Source organism: Massilia sp. CFBP9026, assembly GCF_034045165.1.
In the GTDB taxonomy this organism is placed as follows: Bacteria; Pseudomonadota; Gammaproteobacteria; order Burkholderiales; family Burkholderiaceae_D; genus Telluria; species Telluria arenae.
On the sequence record NZ_JAXCWH010000008.1, the window covers coordinates 103,698 to 127,740 of the forward strand.

The following is a 24,043-nucleotide window of genomic DNA, read 5'->3' on the forward strand; positions in this document are numbered from 1 at the left end:
AGGCGGCCGGCGCCGCCCTCAGGGACAGGATCAGGCCGGCACGGCCTTGCCGCGGCCGGTCACGAAGCGGCCGATGCGCACGATGACGCGGTAGACCAGGCGCACCAGGGTCAGGGTCAGGATCGCTTCCACGAAGGTCATCAGGAAGGCCGGCAGCGTATTCCAGCGCTCGGCGCGGCGGCCATATTTGGCCACCATGCGGTCGCGGGCGATCTCGATGCTGTCGTAGAAGGTCGGCACCACCAGCAGGGTCAGCACGGTCGAGGTGATCGTGCCGCCGATGATGGCGATCGCCAGTGGCTGGTAGAACTCGCCCGAGTCGCCCAGGGCCAGCGCTACCGGCAGCATGCCGGCGATCAGGGCGAAGGTCGTCATCAGGATCGGACGCAGGCGTTTGCGGCCGGCCGCCATCAGGGCTTCTTCGCGGTCCACGCCTTCGCGTTCCAGGGCGCGGGCGGCGTCGAGCAGCAGGATCGCGTTCTTGGCCACCAGTCCCATGAGCATCAGGATGCCGATCATGCTCATCAGATTGAGCGTGTTGCTGGTCACGATCAGCGCCAGCACCACGCCGATCAGCGACAAGGGCAGCGACAGCATCACGCCGATCGGTGCGGTGAACGAACCGAACTGCATCACCAGGATCAGGTACATCAGGGCGATGCCCGAGAACAGCGCGATGAGCATCTGGGTGAACAGTTCGGCCTGGTCTTCGCCGGAGCCGCCCAGCGCCAGCCCGTAGCCCGGCGGGAAGTCGAAGGTGCGCGCCAGTTTCATGGCGTCGGCCGTGACTTCGCCGGGCGAACGGCCCTGTGCATTGGCCGAGACCGTGATCATGCGCTCGCCGTTCTTGTGGCGGATCGCCGACGGGCCCTTGCCCATGGTGATGGTGGCGATCTGCTCAAGCGGCACCATCATGCCGGTGCCGGTGACCGAAATCGGCAGGCGCTCGATGCTTTCGGTATTGACACGGTCGTCCGGATGCAGGCGCACGGCGACGTCGCGGGTCTCGCTGGTCGGATCGACCCAGTCGCCCACCTCGATACCGGCGAAGGCCACGCGCAGCGACTGGGCGGCGTCGTTGACCGAGATGCCCATGGCATTGGCCAGGCCGCGGTCGAGCACGATCTGCAGCTCGTTCTTTGGATCCTGCTCGGACAGGGCGACATCGACCGCGCCCGGCACTTCGCGCAGCTTCTCCATATAGGCGGTGGTCAGCTCCATGAGCTTGCGCGAATCCGGGCCGGTGAATTCGACCTGCACCGGCTTGCCGTTGCCGTTCAGGTCATCGAGGACCGTGTATTCGGCGCCCACCAGACGGCTGATCTTGGCACGCAGTTCCACAGCGATCTCGCTGGCGCTGCGTTTGCGCTCGCCGCGCTTGCCGATGTCGACATAGATCGACCCGCCAGACAGCTTGACGTTGCTATTGGTATCCTTGGTTTCCGGCAGCGTGCGCGCCAGTTCGGCGGCCGCTTCCAACTTGCGGCGCGAATACTCGATCGACGACGATGCCGGCGTACGCACCTCGATCTGCAGGTTGCCCGAATCCTGCTTGGGCAGGAAGCTCGAGCCGCCAAAGAAGTGGTGCAGGACCATCGCGCCGACCAGGCTCGCCACCGCCAGCACGGCCATCGACCGACGGTGGTGCAGCGCCCAGGCGATCACGTTGCCGTAGCGGTCGGCCTGGTGATCGAACCAGGCGTTGAACTTGTCGAGCATGCCGCCGATGCCTTTCTTGGGCTTGCTGTGGTGATCCGGTGGATCGCCCCAGTAGGCCGACATCATCGGGTCGAGCGTGAACGAAATGAACAGCGACACGATCACCGAGCACGTCACGGTCAGGGCGAACGGCCGGAACCACTCGCCGGACACGCCCGGCATGAACGCCACCGGCACGAACACGGCCATGATCGAGAACGTGGTAGCAGCCACCGCCAGGCCGATTTCGGCGGTGCCCTCGAGGGCGGCGGTGCGGCGGTCGGAACCCATTTCCATGTGGCGCACAATGTTTTCGCGCACCACGATCGCATCGTCGATCAGCACGCCGATCGCCAGCGACAGCCCCAGCAGGGTCATGAAATTGAGCGTGAAACCGCACAACCACACGGCGATGAAGGCGGCCAGCACCGAGGTGGGCAGCGCCAGCGCCGTGATCAGCGTCGAGCGCCAGGAATTAAGAAAGGCATACACCACGAACACGGTGAGGATCGCGCCGAGCACCAGCGCTTCGATCACGTTGTTCAGGCTCGACTGGGCGTCCTCGCCGCCGTCGCGCACCACTTCGAGCTTGGTGCCTTGCGGCAGCCGCGCATTCTCGCGCTCCACCACTTCGCGCACCTTCTTGGCCAGCGAAACGGTCGAGGCGTCGCGCGAACGCGAAATCTGCAGGCCGACGTTCGGCTTGCCGCTGCGCATCGACAGCGTATTGATGTCGGCAAAGCCATCCTGGATCTCGGCCACCTGGTTCAGGCGCACGATCTGTTCGCCATTGCGCTTAACGACAATCTGCGAGAAATCTTCCGGACGCTCGATGCGGCCGATCAGGCGGATGCCCTTCTCGTCGAGTTCGCTGCGCAGCTTGCCCACCGGGGCATTGGTGTTACCGGTGCGCAGGGCGTTGGTGACGTCCGACGCCGAGACGTTAAATTCGCGCAGTTTTTCCGAGCGGAGCAGCACCGACAGCTCGCGCCGCAGCGCGCCATTGACATTGACGGTCGAGACGCCGTCGATGGCGCGAAACTCGTCGGCCAGCACGTCTTCGGCATAACGCGAGATTTCGGCGTGGCTCTGGCTGCTCGAGGACAGCGCCAGCGACATCACCGGCTGGGCCGAGGGATCGACCCGGCGCAGCACCGGTTCGCGCATCTCGATCGGCAGCTTGTAGCGCACCGCGGCGATCGCATTGCGGACGTCGTCGGACGCCTCGATCAGGTTGCGGTCGAAGTCGAATTCCATCCAGATCGAGGCGCCGCCTTCGTAGGACTCGGAATTGACGTCGTTGACGCCCTGGATCGCGAGCATCTGCTTCTCGAGGCGGTTGACGATCTCGCGCTCGGCGGTCTCGGGCGACGCGCCCGGATACGGAATCTGGACCACGATGATCGGGATCTCGACATCGGGCTCTTGATTGACCTTCAACTTGGACAAGGCCAGGAGGCCGATCGCCATCATCGCGACGATGATGACGATCGTCGGGATCGGATTCTTGACACTAAAATTAGACAGGAACATCGTTGTTTTCCTTATTCTTTTCCTGCGTTACTTGCCTTGGGCCGGGGCGCTGGCGCTGGCCACACGCGCGGCCGGCATGTCGACCTTCTGGCCATCCTTCAGGTTCGACGTCGGTGCGCGCAGCACGATGTCGCCAGCGGCCAGGCCCTGCTTGATCTCGACGTTGCCGGTGCGCGGGTCACGCGCGCCGACCACCAGGGCGACCTTCGAGAGCGTCTTGTCCTTGATGCGCCAGGTGTGGTTGTTGTCGCCCACCCTCACCAGGGCCGACTCGGGCAGGGTCAGCGCATCGCTCGAGGAGGCATCGACCCGGCCTTCGGCATACAGGCCGGCCACGCGCGGCTGGGCCTTGTCGGCGAAGCCCACCAACACCTCGACCTGGCGCGTGACCGGGTTGGCGGCTGGGTCGATGCGCCTGACGATGCCGGCGAACTGCTGGTCGGCATAGCCGTTGACGCGGAAATTGACCTTCTGGCCGACCTTGACGGTGCTGACCGAATCGGCCGACACCGCGCCCTCGAAGCGCATGCTGGTCGGATCGATGACTTTCACCAGCTCCTTGCCGATATTGGCGGTGTCGCCGTTGGAGACCTTGCGCTCGGAGACGATGCCGTCGAACGGCGCGCGCACGGTGGTGCGGGCCAGTTGCTGGCGCGCGGTGGCGACGCGGCTCCGCGCGCCCGACAGCTCGCTCAGGGCGTTATTGCGCGCCATCTCGGCGTCGTCCAGGGCCTTGGCGGAGGTCATGCCGGATGCGGTCAGCGTCTTGAGGCGCTCGAGCTGGCGGTTGGCCTGTTCCAGCGCCAGGCTGGCGGCGCGCTGCGCATCCTCGGCCGAGGTCAGGGTGTCGCGGATCGAGGTCTCGTCGAGGCGCACCAGCACGTCGCCGCGCTTGACCGGCTCGCCGTTCTCCTTGAGCACCTGCAGCACGATGGCCGAGACTTCGGCGCGCAGGTCGGCCTTGCGTTCCGGCTGGATCGAGCCGGTGACCACCGGGCCCGACGAAATCGAGTCGCTCTGGATCGTCAATACATCCTCGGGAGCCACCGTCAGCTGCGTGGGCTTGTTGTCCTTGCCCTGGCCGGGGGCCTTGGCGGAATCCTTTCCGCAGGCGACGAGGCTTGAAGCGATGGCTAGAACGAGGAGGGTTTTGCGCAGCATTGTGGTTCTCCAGAGAAGGACTTGGTCTTTTTTATAAAAATGAGAATAGATACAGCCAGCGCGAAGTATTCAGGAGGGCCCTGATGGCGTCAATTGACGAACCTGTATAACGCCGAATTCGATGGATGAACTGCGTTTTTTGGCGATGAGCTGCATTCCAGCCCGGACGAGATGCAGGGTAAAACGGACAGGCGGACGTCCGGGAAGTGGACGCCGCTGTATGTACATGATCAGAAGCCGCCGAAGACGGCATTGATCAGGAAGCCCATGCCGATGCCGGTCAGGACGCCGCCAGCGATTTCGATCTTGGTATGGCCCATGCGTTCGCGCAGGATGACGTAGTCCTCTTTGCCGTCGTGCAGGCGGTTGATCGACACCGCGTGGCGCCCGACGTGCTGGCGCAGGCTGTTGGCGTCGATCATGACGATGAAGGCGAGCGCACACGCCACGCCGAAGGCCGGATTGTCCATGCCTTCGCGCAGGGCGATCAGGGTGGCCATGCTGGAAACGACCGCGCTATGGTTGCTGGGAAAGCCGCCATTGCCGACCAGATCGAAGGCCCAGCGCCGTAGGCGGACGCTGGAAATGAGAAACTTGATCGGACCGACCACCATCCAGGTCAGTATGGGCGTCGCGAGGTAGATAATGTCCATGATGTCTTATAGGTGAAAATGCTGGGCGGAATTATCTCAGAAGCAAGGCCTCGTGGGAGACTTTTGGAACGGACGCATCAGGCCGGGAAACGGTAATATTGACCCAACGAGTCAATACAGACAAGAGGTATGTATGCGGCACTTCCGCTGGTCTTTCATCGTCACGGCTGTCCTGATGGCCCTGGCCGGCTGGTGGGGCTACGAGCACCGCGGACTGCCTGGCCTGCTGCAGGCCCTGTGGATCACCGCCATCCTCGGCGTGCTGGAAGTGTCGCTTTCTTTCGACAATGCTGTCGTCAATGCCTCGGTGCTCAAGCACTGGAACGAGTTCTGGCGCAAGCTGTTCCTGACCGTCGGCATCCTGGTGGCGGTGTTCGGCATGCGCCTGCTGTTCCCGCTGGTGATCGTCGCCGCCGCCACCGGCCTCGGCCTGTTCGACGTCTGGCATATGGCGATCGACAATCCCAATGAGTATTCGCGCCACCTGACCGAACACCATGCCGAGGTCGCGGCCTTCGGCGGCGCCTTCCTGATGCTGGTGTTCCTGAACTTCCTCTTCGACACGGAAAAAGAACTGCATTGGATCACCTGGTTCGAGGAAAAGGTCGGTAAGTACGGCTCCGAAGGACTGGCCGTGCTGCTCACCCTGCTGTGCGTGATCGGCGCCATGCGCCTGATGCCCGAGGTGCGCAAGCTGGCGGTGCTGATCGCCGGCGTGACCGGGGTGCTGGTGTATATCGGCGTCAAGTGGCTGAGCGGACTGCTCGAAGAGAAGGAACAAGACCCCTCGGTCGGCGCCATGATCTCGCAAGGCAGCATCGGCGGCTTTCTCTACCTGGAAGTGCTGGACGCCTCGTTCAGCTTCGACGGCGTGATCGGGGCCTTCGCCATCACCAACGACGTCGTGATCATCATGCTGGGCCTGGCCATTGGCGCCATGTTCGTGCGCTCGATGACGGTGTTCCTGGTCTACAAGGGCACGTTGCAGGAATTCGTCTATCTAGAGCACGGGGCGCACTACGCGATCGGCATCCTGGCGCTGATCATGTTTGCCAGCGTGCACTATCACATCCCGGAATGGTTCACCGGGCTGTCCGGGCTGGCCTTCATCTTGGTGTCGCTGTGGTCGTCCATACGCTACCGCAGGAGGATTGCGGCCCAGGAGGCCGAGGTGGCGGCGCGGACCGGTTAATTAGCGGCCCGGATGAGATTCGCAGTTTGCGATTACTGCAAGGCATGGCAGAATGAGCGCGCACCGCGTTTGCGCTGCAATATTGACAACCCGTGCCAACCTTTTTGATCGCCTGCCCGACCATGCCCAAAGCCCGTTCTACCGCCATCCTGCTGTCCGTCGTCGCCGTCGTGGCGGTGCTCGGTTCCCTGTACACGTGGTTCACCCTGACCTGGGCGTATTCCGAGGGCGACCGCGCCGGCTACCTGCAGACGTTCTCCAAGAAAGGCTGGCTGTGCAAGACCTGGGAGGGCGAGATCCTGCTGTCGAGCATGCCGGGAGCGATTCCCGAGCGCTTCGCCTTCACAGTGCGCGACGAGACGGTGGTGCAGCAACTCAATAGCAATATCGGCCGCCGCGTGCAGATCTCGTACGAGCAGCACAAGGGCGTGCCGACCAGCTGCTTTGGCGATACCGAGTATTTCGTCAAGCGTGCGGTGACGGGGCCGGTGGATCCGGTGTCGCCTAGCCAGGCGCAGGGTGGGATGGAAAATCGGGCGCCGGTGCCGGCGCAAGCAGCACCTGCACAGTAAGCATACCGTCGTTCCCGCGAAGGCGGGAACCCAAGTTTGCCGGCACTGATGGCACGTTCGAGGTGGCCGGCGACGCGAATAACTTGGGTTCCCGCCTGCGCGGGAACGACGTGCGTAGGGTGCGGGCCGCAGTTAAACGCAAGCGCAGCCCACGCCGTTAGTCCCGGTCCGTTTTACCATCCAGATCCCGGTCCAGTTCGCGCTGGGCAGCAATCACTTCCGCCAACCTCGCCGCCGCCTGCGCGGCCGAGGTGTCGCCGGCCCTCGCCTGCGACTGCTTGAACCGTCCCAACACCTCGCGCGTCAGGTCGGCCGACACCGAACGCTGGCCGGCTTCCACCTTGCGCTCGCCAATGACGCGCTCGGTGGCCGCCAGTTCGGCGGCCTGTTCGTCCTGGCGCTTGCTTTCCAAATTCACCAGGTGCTTGCGCGCATCGGCCATCTGCAGGGTGGCGTGCGCCGCCTTGCGCTGCATTTCGGCGTGGGCCTGGGCGTGTTCCAGCAGCGCGCGCTGGGCTTCGCGTTTCTCGACCGCCGCCTGCACCGCCGCCTGCTCGACCAGCTCGCGCTCGCGCGCCAGCCGGGCCTGCGCTTCCTCGGCCTCGGCCCGCGCTTCGGCGGCCTGGGCGGCGGCGTGTTCCGACGCCAGCCGCGCCGCCTGCGCCTCGTTGGCGCGGGCATCGGCCGTGGCCTGGGCGCGCTGGGCGGCCAGCTTGCGCTCGACCAGGGCCAACGATTCGCGCGCGGCCTGCGTGGCTTCGCGCTCGGCGCCGATCGCCTGCTCGGTGAGTGCTACCTGCTGGCGCTCGACTTCGGTGCGCTCCTGCTGGGCCTGGGCCAGCTCCTGCGCCCGGCGCGCATGCGCCTGCTGGGCGTCGCGCGTGGCCTCGGCTTGCGCGGCTTCTTCGGCCACCGCATCCGTCTGGGTCTGCTGCGCTTCGAACGTTGCGCGCTGGGCTTCTTCCAGACGGCGCTCGGCCTGCGCCTTGGCGGCTAGCGCCGCCGCAGCGGCAGCCTCGGCTTCGCTGCGCGCCTGGGCCGCCAGCATCAATTCGCGCTCGGCCGCCACTTTCTGCTCGAGCTCAAGGAGAGCCTGGGATTCGGCGGCCACCCGCTCGCGTTCGAGCTGGGCCAGGCGTTCGGTTTCTTCGCGCTTATTCGACGCCAGTTGCGCCGCCTGGCGCTGCAGTTCGACCAGTTCGGCCTCGAATGCGACCGCTTCGGCTTCATCGGCATTGCGCGCGGCCTGTACGTCGGCCGCGGCCTGGGCCAGCGCCGCTTTTTCTTCGGCCAGCGCCTGCTCGCGCCGGTGTTCCTCGGCTTCGCGCAGTGCCGCCGCCGCAGCCGCCTCGTCGGCTGCGCGGCGCGCACGCGCATCCAGCGCCGCCTCGGCCTCGGCTTCGAGCCGGGCTTGCACCTGCTCGTCCGCTTCTTCCTCGGCGCGGACGCGGTCTTCGGCCACCAGGCGCAGCTTGCGGTCGGTCTCGATGCGGGCCTCGGTCGCGGCCAGGATGCGGGTCTCGGCCTCGCGCCGCGCCTCGGCGCTGGCAGCCGCCATTTGCTCCAGGCGCTCGCGGTGGGTGGCGGCGTCGCGCAATTCCTTCTCTGTCTGCAGGCGCATGCGCAGCGACTGGGCCGCGACGCGCTCGGACTCGGCCTGGGCCAGCGCGATCGCCTCGCGCTCCTGTTCGATGTGGGCCATGGCGCGCGCTTCTTCCAGCGCGCGCGCTTCGGCTGCCGCGCGCGCGAACGCCGAGGCCAGGGCCACCTGGTCGGCCCGTTCGCGCTGCTGGGTCAGGTCGAGCGCCTCGGCTTCGGCCTCGGCCAGTTTCTCGGCGGTCTGGCGCGCCGCTTTTTCGGCGCGCTCGCGCTCGCGCGCCAGGATTGCGATGCGGGCGTCGGCGCTGGCGTTATGCAGCACTTCTTCCTTGGCCGCTTCCACCGCCGCCATGCGCTCGGCGGCCTGCAGCCTGGCCTGTTCGGTATGCGCCACCAGCTCGTCGGCGGCGCGGGCGGCCTTGGCCGCCAGTTCGGCCTCGGCTTCCATCTGGACCGCGGCGCGGCGCCGCGCTTCTTCTTCGGAACGCGAACGGGCCTCAAGCGCCAGGCGGATCTCGGTATCGCTCTTGACCCGCGCGCGCAGCTCGGCGGTCTCTTGCCGGATCGCTTCCAGGCGTTCGGCGGAGGCCTTCGAGGCGGCGCGCAGGGATTCCAGGCGGTCGCGGTTGGCCGCGATCGCGTCTTCGGATGCCTGCGAGTTGGCCACTGCGGCTGCGGCGGCGGCCACATCGATGGCGGCGCGCTCGTCGGCCAGCGTGCGTGCGCGCGATTCGGCGGTCTGGCGGTTTTCAGAGGCGACGTTGGCCTTGGCCTCGGCTTCCACGCGCGCGATCGCTTCCTGGATTTCTCGCATCTCGAGGGGCTTGCGTGCGGCTGGCGCCGGGGCGGCCACTGGGGCTTCAGGCGGGGATTCGGGCAACGGATCAGGCGTTTCCGGCGGCGTCTCGGGCGGCGCCATGCCGGCGGCCTGCGACAGGTCGATCGAGAAGTCGGCTTCGTCTTGCTTGGCTGGGTTTGGTTCCATGCGAGGTCTCAATGGCGGCGGTCGGTTCGATTATCCGGCAAATCCGTTCAGTATGCTACGCGGAACTGGAAGGCAATATGGGCTCAGCTCATCCATTCGCCCCCTTACACCGGCCATAGGGGCGGTTCGTCCATCAGGGCCACCTGCTCGCGCAGCTCCAGAATACGGTCCTGCCAGTAGCGCTGGGTATTAAACCAGGGGAAGGCGGCCGGGAAAGCAGGATCGCTCCAGCGCATCGCCAGCCACGCCGCATAATGAATCAGGCGCAGGGTGCGCAGCGCCTCGACGAGGTACAGCTGGCGCGGGTGGAAATCGCAGAAGTCCTCATAGCCGGCCAGCACGTCGGCCATCTGGCCGACCATTTCCTGGCGCTCGCCCGAGAGCAGCATCCACAAGTCCTGCACGGCCGGGCCCATGCGGCTGTCGTCGAAATCGACAAAATGGGGGCCGTCCGGCGTCCACAGCACGTTACCGCCGTGGCAGTCGCCGTGCAGGCGCAGCAGCGGCAGTTCTCCGGCGCGCTCGTAGCAGCGCGCCACGCCGTCCAGCGCCTGCTCGACCACGCTCGACCAGGCCGCCATCAGCTCGGGTGGGATGAAATCGTGCTGGCGCAGAAAGTCGTACGGCTGGCGGCCGAAAGTAACCGGATCGAGCGCCGGCCGGTGTTCGTAGGCCTTGACCGCGCCCTGGGCGTGGATGCGGCCGATGAAACGGCCGATCCATTCCAGTACCGCCGGGTCGCCCAGCTCGGGCGCGCGTCCGCCGCGGCGCGGGAAGACCGAAAAACGGAAGCCCTGGAAGGCATGCAGGGTCTTGCCATCGATCTGCAGCGCGGGCACAACCGGGATTTCCCGCTCCACCAGTTCGGCCACGAAGCCGTGTTCTTCGAGGATGGCGGCGTCGCTCCAGCGTTCGGGACGGTAGAACTTGACCACCACCGGCCCGCCCTCCTCGCGGCCGACCTGATACACGCGGTTCTCGTAGCTGTTCAGGGCCAGCAGGCGACCGTCGCCATGCATGCCGACACTGTCGAGCGCGTCCAGCACCAGGGCGGGATCGAGGCGCGCATACGGATGCTCGGGCGTTTCGTTGTCGGTGGTTAAGTTATCCATGTCCCTATTGTACGGCGACGCACCACGAAGCGGAAATGGCCCGCATTTCACGCGCGCTGAGTTCGTTTACGCACGGAGTGCGGCTTTGTTACAAGGTCTCATGTCAGAAATACCCCTGGCGCATGTCGCGCCGGGCAAGAAACCCGATAAGGAAAAATATGAAGAAACTGACTCTGACCATGGTTGCACTGGCCGCCGGCATGTTGGCCGGCACCGCGATTGCCCAGACCGCCGCCCAGCCGCCGAAGGCCGAGCCGAGCATGCAGAAGGTGCTCGACGCGATGGCATCGCTGAAACCGAAGCCGATCGAAACCCTGAGCCCGGAAGAAGCGCGCAAGCAGCCGTCGGCCGCCGATGCGGTGAAAAAAGTGCTGTCTGACGCCGGCCAGAGCACGGCGCCGGAACCGGGCGTGACCATGAAGACCCAGACGGTCCAGGGCAAGGGCGGCAGCTTCCCGGTCCATATCTTCACCCCTGAAGGCAAGGGCCCGTTCCCCGTCATCGTGTACTACCACGGCGGCGGCTTCGTGATTGCCGACACCAAGGTCTATGAAGCGTCGGTGCGCGCGCTGGCCAAGGGGGCCAAGGCGATCGTGGTCTCGGCCGACTACCGCCTGGCGCCGAAACATAAGTTTCCAACCCAGCCGGAAGACGCTTTCGCCGCCTACAAATGGGCGATCGAAAACGCCAAGAGCTTCAATGGCGACGCCACCCGCGTGGCGGTAGCCGGCGAATCGGCTGGCGGCAACCTGGCGACCGTGGTCTCGATGATGGCGCGCGACCAGAAAGCCCAGCTGCCGGTGCACCAGCTGCTGGTGTATCCAGTAGTCGACAACGACATGAACAACGCGTCGTACAAGAAGAACGCCAACGCCAAGCCGCTGAACAAGGCGATGATGGGCTGGTTCTTCAAGCACTACGGCGCCGATCCGAAGAGCCCCTACGCCGTGCCGTTGAAGGCGACCTCGCTCAAGGGCCTGCCGCCGGCCACCGTGATCACCGCCGAGATCGACCCGCTGATGACCGAGGGTAAGGCCTACGCCGACCGCCTCAAGAAGGAAGGCGTGACCGTCAACTACCGCCACTTCACCGGCGTGACCCACGAATTCTTCGGCATGGGCGCGGTGGTGCCGAAAGCCAAGGAAGCGCAGCAGTTCGCGGCCGACGAGCTGACCAAGGCCTTCAACGCCAAGCGTTGATGCCGTCCCGGCGCCGCGGCCGTTGCGCCGCGGCGCCATCTCCCCGCCACTTGCCATACCGATCGAGGTTTTTGCTGTCGCCCGGCGGCGCAGCGGTTACACTGGCGCCTTTACGCAAAACCGGCGCCCACGCGCCATCACCAGACACTCCCATGCATCTCGAACAGCCCCTCTCCGAAAAAGAATTCGACGAACTCGACCAGTTCCTCTTGTCCGACCGTTGCTCCGACGACGCGATGACGATGGACACCCTGCACGGCTACCTGACCGCGATCGCGATCGGTCCGGAAACCATCATGCCTTCCGAATGGCTGCCGAAGGTGTGGGGCGAAAGCGAGGCGGATGCGCCGAAGTGGAAGAATCCGCGCGAGTTGGAAAAGATCATGAACCTGATTATGCGGTTCATGAACGAAATCCTGATCACATTCGAAGTCTCGCCCAAGGAATTCGAGCCTTTGTTCGTCGAACATGAATTCGAAGGCAAGGTGCTGATCGATCCGGAAGCCTGGTGCTGGGGCTTCTGGGAAGGCGTCGAACTGCGCGCCGGTTCCTGGGATCCGATCAAGAACTCGGACGTTGCCGAACTGATCCGCCCGATCTACCTGCTCGGCGCCGACGAGATCGAGGAAGAAGAGCTGGACCTGGTCGACAGTCCGCACCAGATCCACGCCCTGGCGCTGCAGATCGAGGCCAACGTGCCGGATATCTACCGCTACTGGCTGCCGCTGCGCAAGGCCGCGGTCGAGACCGTGGTACGCGAAGAGCCGAAAGTCGGCCGCAATGACGACTGCCCTTGCGGCAGCGGAAAGAAGTTCAAGAAGTGCTGTGGGGCTGAATCGGCTTGATTCACCTGGATCGGCCTGATTCACTTTTATCGGCCTGATCCACCTGTAGGGTCGGCGGCTATGCCGCCGACGCGGTGATCGTTGACAGCGCGATCATCGTCTACGAAATCAGCGCCGCGCCAATATCAATCCCCACGTCGACGCCGCAACCTCCACCCCTGCGTCGCCAACGCCACCCCATGCAAGGCATCGAGCACTTCGACCGGCCCTGCCATCCCCACCAGCATTCCCGCCGCATCGACCACCGGCACCCGCGCCAGGCCATGGCGGCCCGCCAGCGTGGCCACATCACTCGCCGGCTGCCCGGCCTGCACTGCAATCCCGACAATCATCAGCTCCACCACCCGCTCGGCATCCTTGCGGCCGCGCAGCACAATCAGCGCCCGCGCCTTGATGCTCCACGCCTCCGCCTCGGCCGCCGCCCGCAGCAGGGAATTCAAGGTCAGCACGCCAAGCAGCCGCCCTTCCCCATCCACCACCGGCAATGAAGGCAATCCATGTTCGAGCAGGATGGCGCGCGCCGTCGCCAGCGGCATGTCGGGTTCGAGCAGCGCCAGCGGCGGTACCACAACGTCGCCGGCATGCAGTCGACGCACGCGCCGCTCGGCCGCATGGTGCTCGGCATCGTTGACGATGACGGCCAGGTCTTCGCGCGAGACGTCGAGCGCTTCGCCAAAGTGTTCCAGCGCGGCGTCGATGTCCTCTGCCGCCACATCTAGCGGCGCCGGCGCGGGCTTGTGCACGTGATGGGCGCCGGTTACCCGGTTGTACAGCATCGCCGCCAGCACCAGCAGTACGGTGTTCAGGCCGACCGGCGCCAGCGCGAACGACAGGCCGGCCTCATGCACCGCCGGCCCGCCCAGCACCGCCGTCATCGCCACCGCCCCGCCGGGCGGATGCAGGCAGCGCAGCAGGAACATCATGGCGATCGACAGGCCGCCCGCCAGTGGCGCGGCGATCATCGGATCGGGCAGCAACTGGACGCAGAGGACGCCGACCAGGGCTGAGACGACATTGCCGCCGATGACGGGCCAGGGCTGGGCCAGGGGGCTGGCGGGGACGCAGAACAGCAACACGGCGGAGGCGGCCATGGGGGCGACCAGCCAGGCCACGTGGGCGCCCGGGGCGCTCCAAGCCAGCACGACCTGGCTCAGCACGCCGGACAGGGCGAGGCCGAACAGCGCGCCGAACGCAGCCCGCGCCTGGCCGATCGGCGGCAAGACGACCGGGTGCGGCCGCCTCAGGATGGATAAAAGAAAGGATGGCATTGCACCAAGGATGAGCGCAGAGAGCGTCATTACATCACATTTGCACGAAATAGGTGCAGCGCCATCCAAAAACAGTGCAGGCGATCAAATGGCGAAGTATTGCGCAGGTTCAAGTTGATTCACGGGCAACGACCACATACACTTCATTCCTAGGACTTCCGCTAACGGCCAGGACCAGACGTTCCACTAACCAGCTTCTCAAATACTATGGATGACGCACAAATACATCATTCGCTGAAGATGTTTGATACAAGAGAGCAGGCATGAGCGCACCGTCGCATCCGCTGCAAAGGATCGCGCCAGGCGGGGCTGAGGCTCTGTTCCGCCTGTTCCAGCTGTACTACTACGAGGGTTCCGATTGGGCGGATGAAGACATAGGTCCGGACGGCTTGTTCGATGCCTCTCCAGAACAAATTGCCGATTACATCAATGACCCCGCCAAGGGTGCCTATTGGATTAGAAAAGATGGTGTGCTGGCGGGCTTCGTGGTCACCGAACCCTTCAGGCTGCCGAACGGCAGCGTAGCCGAAGAGGTGGCCGATTTGTTCATTCTGAAGCGTTATCGGCGCCAGGGTTTGGCATTTGAGGCTGTGCACGCATTAGCGCGCACCTTCACCGGCCCGTGGTTGGTAGCGATTTTTCGCGCCGACACCCGTGCCAACGCGTTCTGGCAGCGTCTGTTCGCCAGCCTGCCACCAAACAGCGTACGCTCGTACGACGATCCGAACCTACCGGACCTACTGCAGCACGCAATCAACGATACAGATTCCCAAGCGCCATCTACTGCACCAACGGCCTAAAACCGTAAAGAGATTGAGCGGTAACGCGAAAAAAGTCACCACCGAGTTCAAACCGCCCGTCCTTCTCTTAGCCGTCAACGTCTGCAATGGGTCGATAGCGGCCATACAAAGCGATCAGCGATAGCACTGCCCGCACGTTCTTCGCCCGAATACCGTTGCTTTGGCTGCTTCGTGGTCTCTTGCAAGCGCGTGGAGCGGTCTTCTCAGCCGCTCGCCACTTTCAGCCTCCAGTCGAAATCGGCCGCGGCGCCACTCCTTCCTTCGTCATGATCACCGGCTTGATCGTGCCATCCGCATTAAAGTACAAGTGCTCGATCGCCGTCTCGCGGTGGTGACCGTCCTTGTCGCCCAACGGCCGGCGGTGATAGACGATGTACCAGTCATCCGTGCCCGGAATATTGGCCACCGAGTGGTGCCCCGCCCCATTGGCAATCGTTGTATCCTGCTGCAGGATGGTGCCGATACGCTTGAACGGTCCAAACGGCGACTTGCTCATGGCGTAGGCGACGCGATAGTCCGGCCGCGTCCACCCTCCTTCCGACCACATGAAGTAGTACACGCCATTGCGCTTGGCCATGAAGGAACCCTCCACATAGGCCGGATCGGGCGTGATCTCCTTGAAGGTTGCCCCATCCGGGAACGGCACGACGCTCAGCAGATCCGGCGCCAGCTTGACGACGTTGGCGTGCTTCCAGCCGCCGTAATACATATACACCTGGCCGTCGTCGTCCTTGAACACCATCTGGTCGATCGGCTGGGCCCCGTTGTGGATCTTGTCGATCAGCGGGCGGCCGAGCGCATCCTTGAACGGGCCTTCGGGCCGGTCGCTGACCGCTACGCCGATGCCGCCCAGTTGGCCGTTGGCCTTGATGTCGTTGGCACCGAAGAACAGGTAGTACTTGCCGTTGTGCTCGATGGCGGACGGAGCCCACACCGCATACGCCGCCCACGAGACGTTTTCGACGTCGAGCACGTGGGTGTGCCTGGTCCAGTTGACCAGATCGGTCGACGAGAAGGCATCGAGGAAGGTCTGCTTCAGGTAGGGTTCCCAGATCAGGTCGGACTTGGCACGCATGGCGTCCTGCTCTGGAGTGAATCCGCGCGAGGTGCGCGGGGCGCCGTAGTGGTCCGAGTAAGTGGGATAGATCCAGTATTTGTTGCCGTAGATGCGGATTTCGGGGTCGGCGTACCAGCCGGGGACGATCGGGTTGGCGGCGTGGGAAGCAATGCCCAGGGTGGAGAGTAATACAAGCGCCAGTGATTTTGCGATGACAGTGCGTTTTGTTTTCATCTAGTCTCCTTCGGTTGTTCTTGTGGCTACTCCAATTACTTAGATTCCCGCCTGCGCGGGAACGACGTCGGCAAACGTCTCTGACTGACTGGCATGTTCTTTTGTGCGCACGCCGTCCAGCACGCGCAGCAGCACATCGACATTGACCGGCTTGACCAGATGATGCGCGAAGCCGGCAGCCAGCGCGGCGTCGCGGTCCTGCTGCTGGCCATAGCCGGTGATGGCGATCAGCGTTGCGTCGCGCGTCGCCGGGTCGGCCTTCAGCCGCCGCGCCAGTTCGCGCCCATCCATCTCTGGCAGCCCGATATCGAGCAGGCAAACATCCGGCCGCATGCCACGCGCGCGTTCGAGCGCCGGCAGAGAGGCGTGCTCGATCGCCACCTCATGCCCCTGCGCCGACAGCAGCAGGCCCAGCGTCTCGGCGGCGTCGTGATTGTCGTCCACCACCAGCACGCGCAAGGACGCGGCGCCGGCCGGACAAGCGGCCCCCGGCGCAGGCGCCGACGTTTCTTCTTCCTGCAGCAGCGGCAGGCTGATCACGAAGGTGCTGCCCTTCCCTAACCCGGGGCTGGAACAGCCCACCGTGCCGCCATGCAGCTCGACCAGGTGCTTGACCAGGGCCAGTCCCAGTCCAAGCCCGCCCTGCGACCGGTCGGACGAGCGCTCGGCCTGGGTGAACAGGTCGAACACGCGCCCGGTGAGCTCGCGGTCCATGCCGATGCCTTCGTCGCGCACACTGAGCACCAGGCGCGTGCCCAGTACCTCGGCGCGCAGGTCGATGCCGCGCCCCGGCGGCGTGTACTTGGCGGCGTTGCCCAGCACATTGGCCACCACCTGCACCAGGCGCGCCTTGTCGCCGCGCACTGCGGCGTGTTCGGGAGGCAGGCGCACGCCAAGCTGCTGCGAGCGCGCGTCGATCGTCGGCCGCACCTGCTCCACCGCTTCTTCGACCACGGCGCGCGCCGGCACCCGCGCCTGGCCCAGCGTGATCAGGCCGCGCGTGACGCGCGACACGTCGAGCAGGTCGTCCACCAGGCGTGTCATGTGGCGCACCTGGCGGCCGATGATGGTGCTGCTCTGGTGCACGCGGCGCTCGTCCATATTGCCCATACGGAGCAGCTCGGCGGCGGCGCTGATCGGCGCCAGCGGGTTCCTCAGCTCGTGCGCCAGCATGGCCAGGAATTCGTCCTTGCGGCGGTCGGCGTCCATCAGTTTTTCTTCGGCCAGCTTGCGGTCGGTGATGTCGCGGAAGAAGCTGGCGATGCCGCCGTCCTGAGTCGGATAGGCGCGGATATCGGTCCAGATGCGGCGCCCGTCGGGGAAGGTGTGGCATTGCTCGGCGGCGCTGGCGCGGCGCGTGTCCATCACGCGGTGGTACATGTGGCCGGCCTCGCTGTCGGCCATGGCGGTGAATACTTCCCAGTGGTTGCGGCCGATCACCTCCTCGCGCGTGACGGAGCAGATGCGCAGGCCTTCGGCGTTCATGCGCTGCATGATCCAGTTGCGGTCGAACAGCGCGAAGCCTTCGGAGATATTGTCGAAGATGTCGCGGCTGCGGTCGCGCTCCTCGCGCAGCAGCGCCTGGGCGCGCGCGGTCTCGGCCGCGGCACAGGTGCGCTCGGCCACGTCGCGCGCGAGCTGGACGTCGTGGGCAGTCCAGGAACGCGGGTTCGGCGCATCGACGCCCAGGCAGGCGATCAGGCGGCCGGATTTCACCAGCGGCACCACCAGCAAGGCGCCGATGCGCTCGTCGCGCCAGGCGGCGCGCAGGTCTTGCGCACGCGGGTCGTTGGCCGCGTCGTGGATTTGCACCACGGCGCCGCTGCGCAGCTCGTCCACCACTGCGGGGCTGAAGTCGTGCAGCGGCGAGCGCAGCGCGGCCGGCGCGGCGCCATCCTGGGACCACAGGCGCGGCACGTCCAGCTGGCCGCTGAGCGGATCTATTTCGGCATACAGCACCCGGGCGGCGCCGAGCTCCACGCCCAGCAAGGCGCTGGCGGTGGCGATCACCTCGCCCGGATCGTCGATCGGGCCCAGCGCATCGGACACCCTGAGCTGGAAGGCGGCGCGCCGCTCGGCCAGCACGCGGCCGGTGGTTTCCATGCAGGTGCAGAACAGGCCGCCGACCTGGCCGACCGCATCGACCAACGGGGCATACGAAAAGGTGAACCAGGCGCGCTCGGGATAGCCATTGCGCAGCAGGTTCATCTCGAGGTCTTCGAAGAACACCGCCTCGCCCGCCATGGTGCGCTCGAGCAGCGGCCGCAGGTCTGGCCAGGCTTCGGGCCACACGTCGGCGAACGGCAGGCCGGGCGCGCACGGATAGCGTTCGCCCAAAATGGGGATGTAGGCGTCGTTGAACAGGAAGGCGAACTGCGGTCCCCACGCGATGAACATCGGGAAGGACGAATGCAGCATCATGTCCACTGCGGTGCGCAGCGATGGCGGCCAGCCGTCGGCCGGGCCGAGGCTGGACGCCTGCCAGTCGTGGCCGCGCATGCGCGCAGCTACCTGGCCGTCACTCAAGAAAGCGGTATGCGGGAGCGGAACCATACCGCCGATTGTCGCATACCTTCTTATCAATACATCGCAGTTTTTTACTGCAACTTATACAACATTACTTCTGGATGAAGTGCTCGCGGTAATAGCGCAGTTCTTCGATCGATTCGGTGATGTCGGCCAGGGCCGTGTGCTTCTGGTGCTTCTTGAAGCCGGTGGCAACCTCGGGCTTCCAGCGGCGGCACAATTCCTTCAGGGTCGACACGTCCAGGTTACGGTAGTGGAAGAACGCTTCCAGCTTCGGCATGCCGCGCGCCATGAAGCGGCGGTCCTGGCAGATCGAGTTGCCGCACATCGGCGACTTGTTCGAGGGCACGTACTGCTTGAGGAAGGCGATCAGTTCCTGCTCGGCCTGGGCTTCGGTCACGGTCGAGGCTTTTACGCGGTCGATCAGGCCCGACTTGCCGTGGGTGCCCTTGTTCCAGTTATCCATCTTGTCGAGGGTTGCGTCCGACTGGTGGATGGCGAATACCGGGCCTTCGGCGATGATGTTCAGCTCTGGGTCGGTGACGACCACCGCCACTTCGATGATGCGGTCGTTGTCCGGGTCCAGGCCGGTCATTTCCATGTCCACCCAGACCAGGTTGAACTCGTTTGGACGCTGGGCTGCGGCGGACTCGGTGGTTGGTGTAGCTTGTGACATAATTCTCTCTTTGCCTAGTCGTGTTTTACACTTAATCCTGCATTTTCTCACAGGCACAGAATGTCATCATTCGGGTTTTCGGTTTTGTTCGTCGTTTTCTTCGCGCTCACCATGGTGCTGCGCACCTGGCTGGCCGCGCGCCACATCCGGCACATCGCGCGCCATCGCGCCAGCGTGCCGGCCGAGTTTGCGCCAAAGGTTCCGCTGGCGGCGCACCAGAAAGCGGCCGACTATACCGTTGCCAAGACCCGCCTCGGCCTGGTGGGCATGCTGTGGGGCGGCGCGGTCCTGATCGGCTTTACCCTGCTGGGCGGCCTGCAACTGCTGTCGCTGGCCCTGCTGCCGCTGACCGGTCCGGGACTGTGGCACCAGATGGCGCTGGTAGTCGCCTTCGGCGTGATTTCCAGCCTGCTCGACCTGCCGCTGGACTGGTATCGCCAGTTCGTGCTGGAGCAGCGCTTCGGCTTCAACAAGATGACCCCTGGACTGTGGTTCAGCGACCTGGTCAAGAGCACGATCGTCGGCGCCATCATCGGCCTGCCGCTGCTGTGGGTCGTACTCACCCTGATGGACAAGTCGGGCGAGCTGTGGTGGTTCTATACCTGGCTGGTGTGGAGCGGCTTCCAGTTGCTCATGATTGCGATCTACCCGAGCGTGATCGCGCCGATGTTCAATAAATTCAGCCCGCTCGAAGACGCCAGCCTCAAGCAGCGCATAGAAGCCTTGATGGCGCGCGTCGGCTTCGCATCGCGCGGCCTGTTCGTGATGGACGGCTCCAAGCGCAGCGCCCACGGCAACGCCTATTTCTCGGGCTTCGGTCGGGCCAAGCGCATCGTGTTCTTCGACACCCTGCTGTCGCGCCTCGAGCCGCAAGAGATCGAAGCCGTGCTGGCCCACGAACTGGGCCACTTCAAGCTGCGCCACATCGTCAAGCGCGTCGCCGTGATGTTCGCCATGTCGCTGGCCTTCCTGGCCCTGCTCGGCTACCTGAAAGGCCAGACCTGGTTCTATACCGGCCTGGGCGTGCTGCCCTTCATGAACGTCTCGAACGACGGCATGGCCCTGATCCTGTTCATGCTGGTGCTCCCAGTGTTTACTTTCCCGCTGGCGCCGCTGTCGTCGATCAGCTCGCGCAAGCACGAATTCGAGGCCGACGCCTTCGCGGCCCAGCATACCGATAGCCGTCACCTGGTATCGGCCCTGGTCAAGATGTACGAGGACAACGCCTCCACGCTCACCCCGGACCCGCTGCACTCGGCCTTCTACGATTCGCATCCGCCGGCCTCGGTGCGCGTGAAACACCTGACGATGGCGGGCGCATGAAGCTGGAGCATCGCGACTGCATCCACAACGCCAAGGGGCTCGATCCGTGGGTGATCGACGCCCTGCTTGCCGACGTACCCGGCTGGACCGCGATCGACGGCATCCTGTCGCGCGAATTCAAGCTGCCGGACTACCGCGCCACCATCGCCCTCGTCAACGCGGTGGCGCAGGTCGCCGACACGCAGGATCACCACCCCGACATGACGGTCGGATACGCCACCTGCCGCGTGACCTGGAGTACCCACTCGGCCGGCGGCGCCCTGACTGAAAACGATTTTATCTGCGCCGCGAAAGTGAATGCGCTTTACCTTGGAATGACCAGCGCATGAGCGACAAGAACAGTGAATTGACCGGCACCATCATCGCGGCCCACGGCCGCCATTACCTGGCCGACGCCGGCGGCGAAAAGCTGCAATGCGTCACGCGTGGCAAGAAGACCAATGTGGCCGTGGGCGACGTGGTGCACCTCAAGCGCACCTCGAACGACCAGGCCGTGATCGAAAAGATCGCGGACCGTACCACCCTGCTCTATCGCTCCGACCAATATAAATCGAAGCTGCTGGCGGCGAACATCTCGCGCCTGTTCATCGTCGTCGCCACCGAGCCGGGCTTTACCGACGACCTGGTGTCGCGCGCGCTGGTCGCCTGCGAGGCGGCCGGCATCGAGGCCCACCTCATCCTGAACAAGACCGACGTCGAAGACTTGCTGCCGCGCGCACGCGAGCGCGTTGCGCCGTATGCCGCGCTGGGTTATCCGGTGCACGAGGTATCGGCCACCGGGAACCCCGAACAGACCGTGGCCACCCTGGCCCCGCTGCTCGAAGGCCACTCGTCGATCTTCATCGGCCAGTCCGGCATGGGCAAGTCGTCGATGATCAACCTCCTGGTGCCGGACGCCGACATCGCGGTGCGCGAAATCTCGGCCGCCCTCGACACCGGCAAGCACACCACGACGTTTACCAGGCTGTACTGGCTGCCCGAGGTCGACGGCAAGACCTCGGCGATCATCGATTCGCCCGGCTTCCAGGAGTTCGGCCTGTACCACCTGACGGAAGGGATGCTCGAGCGCGCCTTCGTCGAGTTCAAGCCCTATCTGGGCGGCTGCAAGTACTATAACTGCCGCCACCTGGCCGAACCACAGTGCGCGGTGCTGGACGCGGTCGCCGACGGCAAGATCGCGCGCATGCGCCACGAGCTGTATGGGCAGTTGCTGCACGAGTCGGCGCAGACGCTCTATTAGGAAATAGAAACAGTCACTTTCCCTAACGGAAAGAAAAAGCCCTTATAATTCAAGGGACAACAAACGAGTAGACCAGATTATGCCAGGCACCACTCCGATCAAGCACTTCCTGCAATTCTCCGACTTCACGCGTGACGAGTTCGAATACGTCATCAAGCGCGCGGCGATCATCAAGCGCAAGTTCAAGGCCTATGAGGTCTATCATCCGCTGGTCGACCGCACCCTGGTGATGGTGTTCGAAAAGAGCTCGACCCGTACCCGCCTCAGTTTCGAGGCCGGCATGCACCAGCTGGGCGGCGCCGCCATCTACCTGAACACCCGCGACAGCCAGCTGGGCCGCGGCGAGCCGGTCGAAGACGCCGGCCAGGTGATGAGCCGCATGTGCGACATCATCATGGTCCGCACCTTTGGCCAGGACATCATCGACCGCTTCGCCGCCAATTCGCGCGTCCCGGTCATCAACGGTCTGACCAACGAACACCATCCGTGCCAGGTGCTGGCCGACGTGTTCACCTTCTGGGAACACCGCGGCTCGATCGCCGGCAAGACGGTGGCCTGGATCGGCGACGCCAACAATATGCTGTACTCGTGGCTGCAGGCGGCCGAAGTGTTCGGCTTCCACCTGAACGTCTCGACGCCGAAGGGCTACGAGATGGATCCGGGCCTGGTCAACACCACGCGCTACACGCTGTTCGACAACCCGTCGGACGCCTGCGCCGGCGCCCATCTGGTCAATACCGACGTCTGGACCAGCATGGGTTACGAGAAGGAAAACGCAGAGCGCCTGAAAGCCTTCGACGGCTTCATCGTCGACGAAGCCAAGATGGCGCGCGCGGCCAGCGACGCCCTGTTCATGCACTGCCTGCCCGCACACCGCGGCGAGGAAGTCTCGGCCGGCGTCATCGACGGCCCGCAATCGGTGGTCTGGGACGAAGCCGAAAACCGCCTGCACGTGCAAAAAGCCCTGATCGAATACCTGCTGCTCGGTCGCATTGAAGATTAATTTTTTACCCCCGAAGCTTGATCGTTGGCCGTCCGTCCTGTTGTAATGACAGGATGGATTTGCGCGCCAGCTGACCATTACTCCTCTACCATCCCTCCATCACTGGAACTCCCATGAGCGACATCAAGAAAGTAGTACTTGCCTATTCCGGCGGCCTCGACACCTCCGTCATCCTGAAATGGCTGCAAGACAATTATGGCTGCGAAATCGTCACCTTTACCGCCGACCTCGGCCAAGGTGAAGAGCTGGAACCGGCGCGCGCCAAGGCGCTGAAGTTCGGCATCAAGCCAGAGAACATCTATATCGACGATGTGCGCGAAGAGTTCGTGCGCGACTTCGTGTTCCCGATGTTCCGCGCCAACACCGTGTATGAAGGCGAATACCTGCTGGGCACCTCGATCGCGCGTCCGCTGATTGCCAAGCGCCTGATCGAGATCGCCAACGAGACCGGCGCCGACGCCGTCTCGCACGGCGCGACCGGCAAGGGCAACGACCAGGTGCGCTTCGAGCTGGGCGCCTATGCGCTGAAACCGGACGTCAAGATCATCGCCCCATGGCGCGAATGGGATCTGCTGTCGCGCGAAAAACTGCTGAAGTACGCGGAAGACGCCGGCATCGCGGTCGACATGAAGCACAAGAACGGCGGCGCGCCGTACTCGATGGATGCCAACCTGCTGCACATCTCGTTCGAAGGCCGCCACCTGGAAAACCCGAGCGCCGAAGCCGAGGAATCGATGTGGCGCTGGACCGTGTCGCCCGAGCAGGCGCCGGATGAAGCGGAATACCTCGATGTCGAATTCGAAAAAGGCGACATCGTCGGCCTGAACGGCAAGCGCCTGTCGCCGGCCGCCGTCCTCACCGAGCTGAACCGCCTGGGCGGCAAGCACGGCATCGGCCGCCTGGACCTGGTGGAAAACCGCTACGTCGGCATGAAGTCGCGCGGCTGCTACGAAACCCCGGGCGGCACCATCATGCTGCGCGCGCACCGCGCGATCGAATCGATCACGCTGGACCGCGAAGTGGCGCACCTGAAGGACGACCTGATGCCGCGTTACGCTTCGCTGATCTATAACGGCTACTGGTGGGCGCCGGAACGCGTCGCGCTGCAGACCCTGATCGACCACACCCAGGCCACCGTCAACGGCTGGGTGCGCATCAAGCTGTACAAGGGCAATGTGATCGTCGTGTCGCGCGATTCGAAGACCGATTCGCTGTTCGACATGAACATCGCCACCTTCGACGAAGACGGCGGCGCCTACAACCAGGCGGATGCGGGCGGCTTCATCAAGCTGAACGCGCTGCGCATGCGTATTGCCGCAAAGGCGCGCGCGAAGCGCGGGCAGTAAGAGTGAGTCTGGCCGGCGGTG

19 protein-coding genes are annotated in these 24,043 nt (G+C 64.6%); 10 read left to right on the forward strand and 9 right to left on the reverse strand.

The genetic code is table 11. From position 1 onward, the window contains the following. Positions 1 to 30: 30 nt before the first annotated feature. The 3 genes from SOM28_RS19660 to SOM28_RS19670 form a co-directional block, all read right to left on the reverse strand. On the reverse strand, positions 31 to 3,231 hold the full coding sequence (locus SOM28_RS19660; protein WP_320469154.1) for an efflux RND transporter permease subunit: 3,201 nt from the start codon (positions 3,229 to 3,231) through the stop codon (positions 31 to 33). A gap of 27 nt (positions 3,232 to 3,258) precedes the next feature. Then, on the reverse strand, positions 3,259 to 4,392 hold the full coding sequence (locus tag SOM28_RS19665; RefSeq protein ID WP_320469155.1) for an efflux RND transporter periplasmic adaptor subunit: 1,134 nt from the start codon (positions 4,390 to 4,392) through the stop codon (positions 3,259 to 3,261). A 230-nt stretch (positions 4,393 to 4,622) separates the two neighbouring features. Then, positions 4,623 to 5,045, reverse strand: coding sequence for a divergent PAP2 family protein (locus SOM28_RS19670; protein WP_320469156.1), 423 nt, complete (start codon positions 5,043 to 5,045; stop codon positions 4,623 to 4,625). A 133-nt stretch (positions 5,046 to 5,178) separates the two neighbouring features. Here SOM28_RS19670 and SOM28_RS19675 point away from each other — a divergent pair, with 133 nt between their 5' ends. Both SOM28_RS19675 and SOM28_RS19680 read left to right on the forward strand, forming a co-directional pair. Beyond that, positions 5,179 to 6,237 (forward strand): DUF475 domain-containing protein, encoded by a 1,059-nt coding sequence (locus tag SOM28_RS19675; protein ID WP_320469157.1) that lies wholly within the window; start codon positions 5,179 to 5,181, stop codon positions 6,235 to 6,237. 92 nt (positions 6,238 to 6,329) lie between these two features. Continuing rightward, entirely contained in the window at positions 6,330 to 6,809 is a 480-nt protein-coding gene (locus SOM28_RS19680) for a DUF8785 domain-containing protein (RefSeq protein WP_307719582.1), read from the forward strand. Positions 6,810 to 6,966: 157 nt separating this feature from the next. Here the strand turns inward: SOM28_RS19680 and SOM28_RS19685 are convergent, their stop codons facing one another. Then, entirely contained in the window at positions 6,967 to 9,393 is a 2,427-nt protein-coding gene (locus tag SOM28_RS19685; RefSeq protein ID WP_320469158.1) for a coiled-coil domain-containing protein, read from the reverse strand. Between the two features lie 104 nt (positions 9,394 to 9,497). Next, complete coding sequence (locus SOM28_RS19690; RefSeq protein ID WP_320469159.1) at positions 9,498 to 10,505, reverse strand: serine/threonine protein kinase; 1,008 nt, start codon at positions 10,503 to 10,505, stop codon at positions 9,498 to 9,500. 158 nt (positions 10,506 to 10,663) lie between these two features. Here SOM28_RS19690 and SOM28_RS19695 point away from each other — a divergent pair, with 158 nt between their 5' ends. Together SOM28_RS19695 and SOM28_RS19700 are read left to right on the forward strand one after the other, a co-directional pair. After that, on the forward strand, positions 10,664 to 11,704 hold the full coding sequence (locus SOM28_RS19695) for an alpha/beta hydrolase (protein WP_320469160.1): 1,041 nt from the start codon (positions 10,664 to 10,666) through the stop codon (positions 11,702 to 11,704). Between the two features lie 152 nt (positions 11,705 to 11,856). Further along, positions 11,857 to 12,549 carry a UPF0149 family protein gene (locus SOM28_RS19700; RefSeq protein WP_320469161.1) on the forward strand — a complete coding sequence of 231 codons (693 nt, stop codon included), beginning with the start codon at positions 11,857 to 11,859 and terminating at the stop codon, positions 12,547 to 12,549. 125 nt (positions 12,550 to 12,674) lie between these two features. Here SOM28_RS19700 and SOM28_RS19705 read toward each other — a convergent pair whose 3' ends face one another. Next, entirely contained in the window at positions 12,675 to 13,817 is a 1,143-nt protein-coding gene (locus SOM28_RS19705) for an HPP family protein (protein WP_320469162.1), read from the reverse strand. A gap of 263 nt (positions 13,818 to 14,080) precedes the next feature. On the opposite strand from SOM28_RS19705, the gene SOM28_RS19710 reads away from it, so the two are divergent. Further along, positions 14,081 to 14,617: a GNAT family N-acetyltransferase gene (locus SOM28_RS19710; RefSeq protein ID WP_320469163.1), complete on the forward strand. Its 537-nt coding sequence runs from the start codon at positions 14,081 to 14,083 to the stop codon at positions 14,615 to 14,617. Between the two features lie 220 nt (positions 14,618 to 14,837). On the opposite strand, the gene SOM28_RS19715 is transcribed toward SOM28_RS19710, so the two are convergent. The 3 genes from SOM28_RS19715 to orn all read right to left on the reverse strand — a co-directional run bounded on the left by SOM28_RS19715 (position 14,838) and on the right by orn (position 19,110). Next, entirely contained in the window at positions 14,838 to 15,908 is a 1,071-nt protein-coding gene (locus SOM28_RS19715) for a glycoside hydrolase family 43 protein (RefSeq protein ID WP_123072139.1), read from the reverse strand. Between the two features lie 39 nt (positions 15,909 to 15,947). Then, positions 15,948 to 18,434 (reverse strand): hybrid sensor histidine kinase/response regulator, encoded by a 2,487-nt coding sequence (locus SOM28_RS19720; protein WP_320469164.1) that lies wholly within the window; start codon positions 18,432 to 18,434, stop codon positions 15,948 to 15,950. A gap of 91 nt (positions 18,435 to 18,525) precedes the next feature. Beyond that, a complete protein-coding gene (gene orn / locus SOM28_RS19725) occupies positions 18,526 to 19,110 on the reverse strand; it encodes an oligoribonuclease (RefSeq protein ID WP_123072140.1) in 585 nt (194 codons plus the stop codon). Positions 19,111 to 19,170: 60 nt separating this feature from the next. On the opposite strand from orn, the gene SOM28_RS19730 reads away from it, so the two are divergent. The 5 genes from SOM28_RS19730 to SOM28_RS19750 all read left to right on the forward strand — a co-directional run bounded on the left by SOM28_RS19730 (position 19,171) and on the right by SOM28_RS19750 (position 24,022). Next, a complete protein-coding gene (locus tag SOM28_RS19730) occupies positions 19,171 to 20,433 on the forward strand; it encodes a M48 family metallopeptidase (protein ID WP_320469165.1) in 1,263 nt (420 codons plus the stop codon). Then, a complete protein-coding gene (locus SOM28_RS19735; RefSeq protein WP_320469166.1) occupies positions 20,430 to 20,762 on the forward strand; it encodes a 4a-hydroxytetrahydrobiopterin dehydratase in 333 nt (110 codons plus the stop codon). Before SOM28_RS19730 ends, SOM28_RS19735 begins: the two co-directional genes overlap by 4 nt. Next, positions 20,759 to 21,673 (forward strand): ribosome small subunit-dependent GTPase A, encoded by a 915-nt coding sequence (gene rsgA / locus SOM28_RS19740; RefSeq protein ID WP_147934666.1) that lies wholly within the window; start codon positions 20,759 to 20,761, stop codon positions 21,671 to 21,673. Before SOM28_RS19735 ends, rsgA begins: the two co-directional genes overlap by 4 nt. Positions 21,674 to 21,752: 79 nt before the next feature. Beyond that, positions 21,753 to 22,676, forward strand: coding sequence for an ornithine carbamoyltransferase (argF, locus tag SOM28_RS19745; RefSeq protein WP_320469167.1), 924 nt, complete (start codon positions 21,753 to 21,755; stop codon positions 22,674 to 22,676). Between the two features lie 113 nt (positions 22,677 to 22,789). Beyond that, positions 22,790 to 24,022, forward strand: coding sequence for an argininosuccinate synthase (locus tag SOM28_RS19750; protein WP_123072145.1), 1,233 nt, complete (start codon positions 22,790 to 22,792; stop codon positions 24,020 to 24,022). The last annotated feature ends 21 nt before the right edge of the window (positions 24,023 to 24,043 follow it).

Coding starts and splice junctions, on each gene's coding strand:
- SOM28_RS19730 (WP_320469165.1), top strand. CDS start 19,171: ATGTCATCATTCGGGTTTTCGGTTTTGTTCGTCGTTTTCTTCGCGCTC.
- SOM28_RS19710 (WP_320469163.1), top strand. CDS start 14,081: ATGAGCGCACCGTCGCATCCGCTGCAAAGGATCGCGCCAGGCGGGGCT.
- SOM28_RS19715 (WP_123072139.1), bottom strand. CDS start 15,908: ATGAAAACAAAACGCACTGTCATCGCAAAATCACTGGCGCTTGTATTA.
- SOM28_RS19735 (WP_320469166.1), top strand. CDS start 20,430: ATGAAGCTGGAGCATCGCGACTGCATCCACAACGCCAAGGGGCTCGAT.
- orn (WP_123072140.1), bottom strand. CDS start 19,110: ATGTCACAAGCTACACCAACCACCGAGTCCGCCGCAGCCCAGCGTCCA.
- argF (WP_320469167.1), top strand. CDS start 21,753: ATGCCAGGCACCACTCCGATCAAGCACTTCCTGCAATTCTCCGACTTC.
- SOM28_RS19675 (WP_320469157.1), top strand. CDS start 5,179: ATGCGGCACTTCCGCTGGTCTTTCATCGTCACGGCTGTCCTGATGGCC.
- SOM28_RS19700 (WP_320469161.1), top strand. CDS start 11,857: ATGCATCTCGAACAGCCCCTCTCCGAAAAAGAATTCGACGAACTCGAC.
- SOM28_RS19665 (WP_320469155.1), bottom strand. CDS start 4,392: ATGCTGCGCAAAACCCTCCTCGTTCTAGCCATCGCTTCAAGCCTCGTC.
- rsgA (WP_147934666.1), top strand. CDS start 20,759: ATGAGCGACAAGAACAGTGAATTGACCGGCACCATCATCGCGGCCCAC.
- SOM28_RS19690 (WP_320469159.1), bottom strand. CDS start 10,505: ATGGATAACTTAACCACCGACAACGAAACGCCCGAGCATCCGTATGCG.
- SOM28_RS19670 (WP_320469156.1), bottom strand. CDS start 5,045: ATGGACATTATCTACCTCGCGACGCCCATACTGACCTGGATGGTGGTC.
- SOM28_RS19685 (WP_320469158.1), bottom strand. CDS start 9,393: ATGGAACCAAACCCAGCCAAGCAAGACGAAGCCGACTTCTCGATCGAC.
- SOM28_RS19660 (WP_320469154.1), bottom strand. CDS start 3,231: ATGTTCCTGTCTAATTTTAGTGTCAAGAATCCGATCCCGACGATCGTC.
- SOM28_RS19705 (WP_320469162.1), bottom strand. CDS start 13,817: ATGCCATCCTTTCTTTTATCCATCCTGAGGCGGCCGCACCCGGTCGTC.
- SOM28_RS19695 (WP_320469160.1), top strand. CDS start 10,664: ATGAAGAAACTGACTCTGACCATGGTTGCACTGGCCGCCGGCATGTTG.
- SOM28_RS19750 (WP_123072145.1), top strand. CDS start 22,790: ATGAGCGACATCAAGAAAGTAGTACTTGCCTATTCCGGCGGCCTCGAC.